The 10786-nt window shown below is 38.7% G+C and carries 8 protein-coding genes; 1 reads left to right on the top strand and 7 read right to left on the bottom strand.

Annotation, left to right across the window (positions count from 1 at the left end):
• Window positions 1–8: 8 nt before the first annotated feature.
• The gene (locus G511_RS0108515) at window positions 9–1259 is read left to right on the top strand and encodes a capsule biosynthesis protein (RefSeq protein ID WP_028469265.1); all 1251 of its coding nucleotides are present in this window, start codon (window positions 9–11) and stop codon (window positions 1257–1259) included.
• An 18-nt stretch (window positions 1260–1277) separates the two neighbouring features.
• Here G511_RS0108515 and G511_RS22250 read toward each other — a convergent pair whose 3' ends face one another.
• The 7 genes from G511_RS22250 to G511_RS0108480 all read right to left on the bottom strand — a co-directional run bounded on the left by G511_RS22250 (window position 1278) and on the right by G511_RS0108480 (window position 10764).
• Window positions 1278–2867 (bottom strand): LTA synthase family protein, encoded by a 1590-nt coding sequence (locus tag G511_RS22250; RefSeq protein WP_051221750.1) that lies wholly within the window; start codon window positions 2865–2867, stop codon window positions 1278–1280.
• Window positions 2857–3612, bottom strand: a complete 756-nt coding sequence (locus G511_RS0108505) for an SDR family NAD(P)-dependent oxidoreductase (RefSeq protein WP_036551686.1) — start codon at window positions 3610–3612, stop codon at window positions 2857–2859. The genes G511_RS22250 and G511_RS0108505 overlap by 11 nt, the downstream gene beginning before the upstream one ends.
• A 46-nt stretch (window positions 3613–3658) precedes the next feature.
• Window positions 3659–5125, bottom strand: a complete 1467-nt coding sequence (locus G511_RS22245) for a capsular polysaccharide export protein, LipB/KpsS family (protein ID WP_051221748.1) — start codon at window positions 5123–5125, stop codon at window positions 3659–3661.
• Window positions 5118–5915 (bottom strand): 3'(2'),5'-bisphosphate nucleotidase CysQ, encoded by a 798-nt coding sequence (gene cysQ, locus G511_RS0108495; protein WP_028469263.1) that lies wholly within the window; start codon window positions 5913–5915, stop codon window positions 5118–5120. Before cysQ ends, G511_RS22245 begins: the two co-directional genes overlap by 8 nt.
• A 7-nt stretch (window positions 5916–5922) precedes the next feature.
• The gene (locus tag G511_RS22240) at window positions 5923–6978 is read right to left on the bottom strand and encodes a capsular polysaccharide export protein, LipB/KpsS family (protein ID WP_051221747.1); all 1056 of its coding nucleotides are present in this window, start codon (window positions 6976–6978) and stop codon (window positions 5923–5925) included.
• Between the two features lie 202 nt (window positions 6979–7180).
• Window positions 7181–8179, bottom strand: coding sequence for a CgeB family protein (locus tag G511_RS0108485; RefSeq protein WP_028469262.1), 999 nt, complete (start codon window positions 8177–8179; stop codon window positions 7181–7183).
• 14 nt (window positions 8180–8193) lie between these two features.
• Entirely contained in the window at window positions 8194–10764 is a 2571-nt protein-coding gene (locus G511_RS0108480) for an alginate lyase family protein (RefSeq protein ID WP_028469261.1), read from the bottom strand.
• Window positions 10765–10786 lie beyond the last annotated feature (22 nt).

Here is a 10786-nt window from a genome sequence, read left to right as displayed (position 1 = left end):
CTTATTCAGTGAAACACAGGACGTTCCTATTTCTTCAAGGCCCGACAAGCCCATTCTTTTCACGATTAACCGATAAAATTTTATCATTAGGTGCACAAGTACACCGGATAAACTTCAACGCGGGCGACTTTGTGTATTGGGGGAAAAACAAACCCGCGTGGAATTTTCGCGGGAATGCTTCTGAGCTGCCTGAGTATTTAGAAGACAAACTCAGCACTCATCAGATTACCGATATCATTATGGTAGGCGACACCCGCCCAGTGAACTCCCCCGCGGTATACCTCGCAAAAAAATATGCTATTCGTTTACATATATTCGAAGAGGGTTATTTTCGGCCTAACTGGCTAACGATGGAAGAAGACGGAATTAATGGTCATTCACGCCTGCCCAAAGACCCAGACTGGTATCGTGAAGTCGGCGAAGGCATTCCCTCCTACAAAGATGGGCAGCCAGTTAAAAACCCTACCTTGATGTTAGCCGCTCATGAAATAGGTTATCACTTCCCTAATATCGTAAACCCTGTTTCCTATAAGGGCTATCATACACATCGCCCACATATTTCTGGTATAGAACTGGCCGGCTGGGGATACCGCTTTGCCAAGATGCCTTATTACGAGCATCGAGATAAAAAACGAATAGGCTCTCTGCTATCTAGCAAAAAGCCCTTCTTTATATTACCTCTTCAGTTAGATAGCGATAGTCAGATTCAACGCCACTCTGCCTATGGAGATATGGCTACAGTGATACAAGAAGTCATGCGCTCATTTGCTCACTTCGCACCCAAAGACTCAATATTACTGATTAAAAACCACCCTTTAGATACTGGGTTTACTAACTTTAGTAAGATCATATCTGGCTTTGAGAAAAAGATGGGCATTGAAGGCAAAGTGGTCTATTTGGAGAGCGGACACCTTCCTACTTTATTGAATCATTGTGAAGGGCTTGTTACCGTCAACAGTACTGTTGGTAACTCCGCATTAATCCATAACTGTAGAACGCTAGCGCTATCGGACCCAATTTTTAACCTACCAGGTTTGACCGCACAATGTACGCTCGATCAGTTTTGGAATGATATAGATAAGCCAGACGGCAAACTATTTAGGCTATTTCGTAATACCGTCATTCATACGACGCAAATCAATGGCGGCTTTTACAGTGAGTCAGGTATTACGCTAGGTGTTGAAGAAGCCATTAAACGCTTACAGATGCCGGTATGCCCATTAGAAAAGCTATTAGAACAGCATCCACCTCGCTTCTAATGACCTATAGTTTTATTTTTAGCTAGCCAATTTTTCATCAATAGTCGATAAACGAGTCACCTGCTCCAAGACTAAAGGCACTAAGCCTGAGACATCCATACTCACCTCGCCTGAGCTTGCAGTATTTGCCTGCAGCTCATCGAGCCTTGAGCTCCACACAAAGTAATCGGTTAGCCCACTAGGCTCTCCTAAAGCGCTATACACATCCGCCATAATAGGAACATGGTCACCATACCAGCACAGTACACCTTCTCTGGCGTCATTATGTAGCTGCTGGCGCAGCATAGAAGCCATCTGGTCTGCATTACTTAAATGGCGCGCATATATCGTTAAATCATTACAACCATCGGGCTGTTTATTTTCTTTATAAAAAAGCTTTTTATCAGCATCTAGTGGCTGCTCTAAATGCAACGGGCCATGATTTTCCATGGTAATAACAAACACAAATAAAGGCTGGTCCGTCTCTTTTAGCAGCTCGCCAACCTTCTGGGCAACCGCGACATCACCGGTATATTGCCCTTGTTTTTGCTCATTAGAAAAAGCGTTAATATCAATAAAATCATCAAAGCCTAATTGCGGATACAACTCGTCGCGCATATAAAAGCTTGCATGATAAGGATGAATACACACCGTACGGTAACCCTTTTCTTTTAATGCATGCGCTAATGTGAATTGCTTATTTTTCATGAAATAGCGATAAGGACTAAACTGATGAACGCCAAAATGACTAGCAGATAAACCGGTTAAAAAGGCGCTCTCAGTTCTTATTGTGTTGGCTCCCCATGCAGGGACAGACAAACGCCCAAACTGGACAGACTCTTGGCAAATCTGGTCATATTTGGCCAACACATCAGGCTTTAAAAGATCGTAATCTTTACGTACATCAAAAAAAGATTCACTCTGCACGGCAACTACATTAGGCAAGCGTAACGCATCTATATCGTCTTGTTTACTGCCATCCTGGTGACCAATACTCCACTGAACAGCTTCCTTAGAGGGCTTAAAACGTAAATGTTCTAAGACATATAGCCATATAAAAGCAACCTGGCCTACTTTCAAATAATCCTTTTCTGGCGCCAGTGTCATTTGAATCTGATTAAATGAAATACTCACACCAATCAACACAGATGAGAACAGCGCCATTAACCCAAAGAGCAAGGTCCCATTAAGAAAACTGCCTTCAACCAATAAAGAGGTCTCAAGGCTTAACCCTAAAGCCACTAAGCCTAAAAATCCGATAGCCGCTAGAATCGCCTTATAAATACCAAAAAAAGGCAGATACAAACGCGGGTGTTTAATCGCATCGGTAAAGTATTCAAAATCGTAGATCAGAAACGGCTCACGCATAGAATGATATTTGGCATTATTCACTAAAACCAATAATAGCTGGAACGCCAACACAACACCCAAAGCAAACCAAGGGCGCCAAAATAGTAAAAGTGATATGCTTAATAGCAGTACAAAACTGCCTAAATGTAAGCATAAAATGGGAAGTGGACGCCGCCAAAAAGCAGCCGCTCTAGGCTCAAGTAGCCACTCCATAGCAAAAGAGAGCAACAAACCAACAAATAGCGGCACAGCAAGTACTGACAAGAACTCAGCCTCCATAGTCCATCCACTTTACAATGCGTTGCGAAATAGCTGATGGCAAAACAGCTAACCACCAACAGCCAAAATTGAGAGGAAACGGAAAACTAATACGTGCACGATTTTTAGTTACTGCCTGCTGAATAACCTGTGCTGCACGCTCTGGCGTCCACATAAACGGCTTAGGCCCTGGCATAGCATGGCACATTTTTGAAGACACATAGCCTGGCATAACCACAGAGACACCCACATTATGCGGTGCTAGCCAGCCACGAACACCTTCGCCATATGCTTTAAGCGCAGCCTTGCTGGCACTATAAGTGGGTGTAACGGGCAAACCATAATAAGCAGCTAAGGAACTAACTAATACTAACTGCCCTGCTTTACGCTCCTTCATCGCTAATGCCATATGATGGACCAACATTAGGGTTGATTTAACATTAAGATCCAGCAAAGCCTCCATCTGCTCCCACTGCTCACCAGACTGATCTTCACCGGTATTAATATTCATTCCGGCATTAGCAATAACCAGGTCTGGCGCGCCTGCAGTAACAAGCTCATCACACCAACGGCGCGTTTGCACCAAGTCGCTAAGGTCAAAACTTACAACCGACACCGTTCCACCTAAGGCTAAACACTCATCACGTAACACCGCTAGCTGATCGGCTTTACGCCCTTGTAAAATCAAGGAATGCCCCTCTTTTGCATAAACCCGAGCTAGCGCACCACCAATTGAACCAGTAGCACCGGTTATTACAATTTTCATACTGTTCCTAATAAACGCTAGTCGATACTAATTCTAGAGGCTTGTCTCACACAGTGAGATAGATATAACGTGTAAGGCGCTTACAGCGTGCCCAAAAACTCACACTATCGAAGTAAGACAACCTCTTATCAAATAACTTTGTTGCTGTTATAACATCAATAATATTGCCGCTTTCCGGATCAATATAAATTAAATCTACACTAAGTTGTCCTGCTAGGCTCTCATCGACTTCAACAGATAATGGATGTAACCAACTATTACCCAGCTCTTTCAATTGAAGAGAGCCTAGTTTTAGCTTTAGTTTTGCTTTGTTGTTAGCAACGGCTAATACAACATCTTTATCAGTAGTAGCGGAACCTTTAGTAGCTTGATTATTAGTAAAAATAAAACCACGCTCATTTTGGTTTTCTGTTGAAAAGTCACTTAATAAATTATTCGCCTGTTTCCTAAATTCAACCGTTGCCCCAAAACCCAATACGCCTTTTAACATTTTACGCTCAAAGCCGCTGACATTAAGTGCGACCCAATGCCCCCGATACTTTTCCAGATGACGTTTTTGCAAAGCTAAAAGCTCAATCGTATCTTCAAGCTGGCAACGCTCACCAGTATAAGGGTTTAGATAGCGACAATACTGAACATAAACAGCATAGAACAGTTGCTCCAATGAACAACTTACATCGCGGCGCTCACACACTTGATAGTCTTGAGTTAGCTCCCAGCCCGCATAATAAGGCATACCAAAACAATGTACTTTTTTACCTGCAACTAACGCCTCAAACCCCAAATGACTAGTAACTACGTACACATCTGAAACAACATCAAAAAAAGCCCAAGGGTTAACATCCTCTGAAATAAGTGTGCAACTCATCTGCTGTGCGTATTCTAAAAGATAGCCTTTTTTCTTTCCTGCGAGTACATCAGGGTGCACTTTAACTAATATTTCTGCATCGGGATGGTTCTTAACAGCCGTTTTTAGCATCATCAAAAAAGTTTCAGGCGAGCCTTGGCCAAGCTGCACAGAGATGTCGCCGTATGTTTGGTCTACAACCAATACTGCTGAACCTGAGCGCACTCGAGAGACGGGATAATCCGGAGCGGCATTATATTTACTTAAACGATGCTGGCCTAATTGTTCAATTGCCAATTTTGATCGTTCCATGGCAACAGAATCGAGCTGAGATGAAGCTAAAATCAAGCCCTCAAGCTCTGAAGGACACGAGGCGTCATAGTAAATGCCCACAGAATCTGCAATAAAGCTATGCTCAAGATTCCCATGTACACCCAAACCTAATGAGCGTAAGAAGCCATCTTCAAGCGCGACATAAGGCAAGTTATGATCTTTTGCAAACTGCCTTGCAGAGGCCGCCGATGGTTTCATTCCCCAACCCGCTATTGCATCGCACTGTGTTCGCTTGCGCAAGAGAGGAGGCAGGTAAACAAGTTCCGCATCAAGGACTTTATCAAGATGTAAAATACTAGCTATGCCAACAGAAAAGGCGCCAACTTTATTCATCGTTACCTATTGATGCCCATAAAGAGCTTGGCTTAGCACACGCCATAAAATCAGGATTGAGTATAGTATCCACGTGCACATTGTATAGCAGTGGCTTTAGCGATGGCCATTCAACCAGCTGACCTCCAGCGGCTAACAAGACAGCATGCCCTGCGGCTGTATCCCACTCACTCGTAGGGCTTAAACGAGGATATAAATCAGCACTACCTTCTGCAACTAAACACAATTTTAGCGAACTTCCAATTGCAACAATATCAGCATCAGGCAATGCTTGCATAAATGCATAAAATCGATCAGATTGATGAGAACGGCTTCCGACCACTCGCCATCCAGCCGCATTTTTAGGTACTGGTGCTACATGAATGGTTATTGGAAGAGCACCGCTAATTTGCTTATATGCTCCTTTACCTTCTTGCCCCCAATATAAGGTGTTTGTTACTGGAGCATAAACCAAACCTAAGACAGGTACACCTTCGACTATTAATGCAATATTGATAGTGAATTCACCGTTTCTTTTGATAAACTCTTTTGTACCATCCAGAGGGTCTACTAACCAAAACGTTGGCCAATTTAAGCGTTCTGTATTTTCAGCATCATAAGACTCTTCAGATAATATAGGTATATCAGGAGTTAGAGCTCTTAAGCCTTTAAGCAATATGTTATGCGCGGCTATATCAGCATCTGTGACAGGGCTAAGATCTGCTTTATTTGAAACTTCATATCCCGAATGGTAGATATCTAGAACAACATAGCCAGCTTGACGGATAATTATTTTTAATTCATTAAGCATATATCAGCTACTCACGTTTTTTGAATAATATATTGTTAATCAATCGTTTAATACGCGTTTTAAAACTAGGGCCTTGTGGATTATCTAGTTTTTTCATAAGCAAGATAATAGCCGTTTCAATATCGACAACATCGCCGGAATGAGGATCAACATAAATAGGATATAAAATTAAAGTTGCAGCAACTAATTGGTCGAGTGATAACTGTTTGCTGCGGCGATCACACGATAAATAATCGACAGTAAGCCCCCACCCTGCATAAAAAGGCATGCCGTAGGTAAAAACCTTCTTCTCTCTCAATAATCCCTCAAAACCAGTCAACGAGCTCATCGTATGAATTTCATCAACCACATCAAACAGATCAGTAATCGACATATCAGTAACAATTAAATCGTGTAACGTATCTACACTAGTTGCCAATTCACCAAGACGGCCACCGCTCAAAACATCTGGGTGAGGTTTATAAATAATAAAGGCCTCAGGGTTTCCTTTTCTGACAACTGCTAACAAATCCTGATTTGTTTTGATAACCGGAGAACCTTTAGCAATAGATGCATCTGTCTCAACTTGGCCTGGAACCAAAATAACTGTTCGATCATCTGGCAAAACAAGCGCTGTTGAAATACCAACGTTATATTTAGACAGCTTTAACTCAACTAACTGGGTGCGGACACGTTTGGCCCGTCGCAATAAATTCTCATTAAAGACATAAGTATTTAAGAGAATTTCTAAATCTGAGGGACGAGTAGCATCATAATAGATACCACAAGAGTCCTTCACTAATGATATAGGGCGAACTAAGTCAGCACCAAGTCCCACAGAGCGAATAAAGCCATCTTCCATTCGCCACAAAGGTAAATCCATTTGCAAACAGAAACTCTCTAGTTCAGGGGTAAGGCGGCTAGACCAGACAATAATGTTCGAGTATTGGGTTAGTACCTCAGTGGGTAACTTTTGAATAGATAAAAAATCAATTTCAGATTTTTGTTCTAAAAAGCTAGGGATGAATTTTTCTTTCCAAGAAGAAAAACCAAGGGCAGCCCAACTATTATGAATCTTTTTCAAAATACTCTAGCCCATAGATTAAAAGTTCAACGAAAGCAACTATATCAATCGTAAATTCAAATGAAAAATTAATCCTTATAGTTAACTAAAATAATTAGCAATTCCTAGAGTTTGATTTGAAAAAATAAAAGCTTCAAAATCTGCATTTTTTCAAAATCTCTAATATTAATAACCAAATTATGCATTAAGTACTGGTTGAACGCTATAAACCAATAACTTTACAAATTTCATCTAGTCGGTGTCTCCAAGTATGATGTGTTGATACATATTCCGCACCTGCTCTAGCGCGATCTAAATCAAGACTTGAAGGGCCATTTCTCAAACGAGAGAACAATTCATATGCATGTTCGTAATCATCTACTACGTGACAATAGTCACGAAAAAAGATATCAACAGACTGTGCAGGAGTAGTGACAGCAATACCTCCACAAGCAATGATCTCAATAAGTCTGCGAGAGTACATTGTAGGTGAGTCATCAACTGTATTAACATTAAGCGATACTAGATGCTTACGATAAATTTCTGCAGTTTTATCATTAGATACTGCAGAGTTTACTTCCATATTTTTTAAGTTTGGGTAACGATAGTTAGCCGAAGACCTTTTAGAGTTCCTATCATAAACCCGTAGTCCTAAGGTATCGCTGGCTGCCTTAAGTAGAAAGTCTTGTCTACGACGCCTTTCATCATGAATATGGTGACTATAACTACCAATAAAATTAGCACAGTTATCTTTAAAATTAAAACCTTGAAAAAAGTGATAACGAGGTTGAACAGGAAACATTAGCACATTAACACTAGTCGATGCTGGAACAACTGCTCGATATCTAGAAACACAATTTTCGTCGACCGTAAATATATGGTCAAAATGACGTGCACTATCGATAAATCGTTCAAAATGAACACCATCTTCTTTATTCCAGAAAACTGTAGGTATACCTTTACTTTTTGCTAAATCCAATAATTTTAAAAGAGAATTATTATTTCTTTTATACTTTATATCATAAGCCGCAATTTTATATTTCCATTTACTTTTATAACCGGACCATGAAGACTCAACCAGTAAAAAATCAGGCCGACCAAACTTAAAATAAAACCTATAATTTAACGGCGTGATGTCATTAAATACAGAATCGTTATGTAAACAAGTTCTTGTTAGCTCATCAGAAATTAATGCGATTTTTGGTTTTCGACTATAGTTCATTAATTACTCATATTTTAAAAAGAAAGCTTTGATGTAACTGACTTAATCATACATAGCGTTTTGTCAGAGCTTGGTGGTTTATGACCGGAATCTAAATCATCATAATAGATAACATTTAACGCATTAGGTTTACCTAATGACTCATCGATATCACTTTCGCTGCAATAAATAGATGGGTTTTTATTTATATAAGGTTTTAGATGCTTATTAAGATGCTTTGTATCATGAATATTTTGATATATATATATTGGAGCAATTCTTTTTGTGTAATCAATATCTACTTCTAAACGGTTTTTATACTTATTTATGACTTCAGAATAATCCAAGCCAGCGTAACAAGTTTGTAACATTTTATCGAAGTGGATTTTACTGTAGTTATACAAGTATATCTGCGGATTTATAGAAATAATCAAAGTTCGAGGAAAATCATTTGCCAGTTTGAGTGATGTAAAGCCTCCACCCGATGAACCAAAGAAAATGATATTTTCCATTAGATATTTCTTTGACTCTACAAAACTAGAAATAAGTTTTGATAATGCAGTAATACCAAAACTCTCTACTGTATGCTGGAACCAAGCAATAGAAATATCATTCTCTTCTTTCAAAGAAGGGTCTGTAAAAGAGAGTACATCAAAGTTGGAGAAGTCATCAGACCAACTATGTCGCTGAAAATCGATATGCCCTCTTGCTCGAGAAGATGCACCAGGTAACATAACTAGTAATTTATTTGACGACTTAATATCAGAGAAAAAATTAATCCTCACATTATCAACGATAGTGCTATTAGTTGATTTACCAGGAACCAACTTTATTTTTTGATAGTCATCTTCGATATAATGCGGAATATTTGGCAACAACCTTTGAATATTGATAACGGCATCTTTAATAATAGGTCGCTTCTTTTTTTCAAAAAAAAAGCTGGCAAAATGTTTGCCTTCCTCCCTACCTTTATCCCCTAAGGATAACACTGTTACTATCTTTTTAGCTTTTCCAAATCCTTCAAACCCTAGGGCAACCGACGGCATGAAAACTAAATCCTTTTCACACAGAAAGCCTTGCATCTGACCTTCATCACCACAATGTATTGAAGATTCTAATTCAGAGTTCAAGCAATCAACAAAAAGAGTTCTATTATTTTCGCCAACAAATAAAAGATTATTTCCACTAGAACTAACTAAACGGTAGTCTTTATTTAGATGCAACCATTGCTTAAATTTTCTTGCTCGCACAAATTCAAGATCATCTAATATGACAACCCAGCTTCCTGGCTTAAAATACAAATCCCTTTTATGCTTTATAGCAGGATAATTCAAAAAACCTGATAGCTTGAATACTCCATCATCAACTTCCTCAACTTCAGATAAAATAGATCCATAACTTTTAATTTTTAATATATCAAACCCATCAATTTCAACTGTGTTATGCGCTCTACTAGAAAGAAAATAATTTCTATACTTATCACTTCTATATCCATATTTACCACTATCACAAATAATTCGCTCTCCATTATCGAACCAATCAAAGGTCAAGCAGTCTCTATGTTTATGGGCTTTACTATGATAAGCCCCATTCATAAATAACATTGATGATTCATGTGGAGCAGTACTCCATGACGAACGAACTACTGAGTACCCACTTGATTTAAAATCAGAAATTTCATATTTATTATCAGACTCAGGGAATACGACTTTTTTTTGTACTGTTAGTATGGAATCACCAACACAAATAGGTCGCTTTTTAGGGTCTACTAGCCATTTTAGCCGTTCTGTAGCTAAAACAAGCAACTTTTTAATGCTTTTATTCTCATCATACCATCCAGACGCATATAATGATTCAAAGGTTGAAAGTGCAAAAAAATGATAATGAGGTGAATGCTCTAAATGTATGCCATTTTCATCAAATTGAGCTTGAATTAACTCTTCCATTTTTTTAAAAGCATATAATTTTTCTAAACTATATAAATTACTTCCATAGCAATTTAAAAGGCACATCAAGCCTTGTATTTGAAACATTCCGTGGTTATTTAAACTAAAAGTTTTTTCTGCTGAAAGATTAGCAATATGTTTTGAAATTAATTTTTCAACAAGTTCCTTTTCATCCTGCGAAATTTCTAAATTAAAATATTGAATTCTATTAACAAAAAAACCTATTACCAAAGCCCTAAATCCAACAGACATATCATACCAAGCATAGCTTTCAGGCATTCGACTTGTAGTAATATCATTTAGATCATTTCCATATGAGTTCCACCAATCATTAGCAAACTCGAAGAAGTAATTTAATACTTTTCTTTTATCATCAAACTCATCAAAAAAATTCATTATAGGATGAAAAACAGACCAGCCCTGTAGCTGCATACGCCAGTTTCTATCTTTCATATGAGCAGTAGCCTCCCAGTCAACTGGAAAACTAATATAAAATGGCTTACAGTCTCGTCTTGGTAAAAAAACCCTAGAATTTATCAAATCGTCAAATTTATCAGTATAATCACCATATGGAAAAATCCTATGAAGATAACACTTTCTATCCACTAAACTAACATTTTGAATACCATAGAAAAGGTTATTTCCGGCTTGATTAGACATGACTATTTCCTAAAAAACTAAA

The sequence above is a fragment of the Neptunomonas japonica DSM 18939 genome (assembly GCF_000422765.1).
Classification (GTDB): domain Bacteria; phylum Pseudomonadota; class Gammaproteobacteria; order Pseudomonadales; family Balneatricaceae; genus Neptunomonas; species Neptunomonas japonica.
This window is presented reverse-complemented; position numbering and strand designations above follow the sequence as displayed.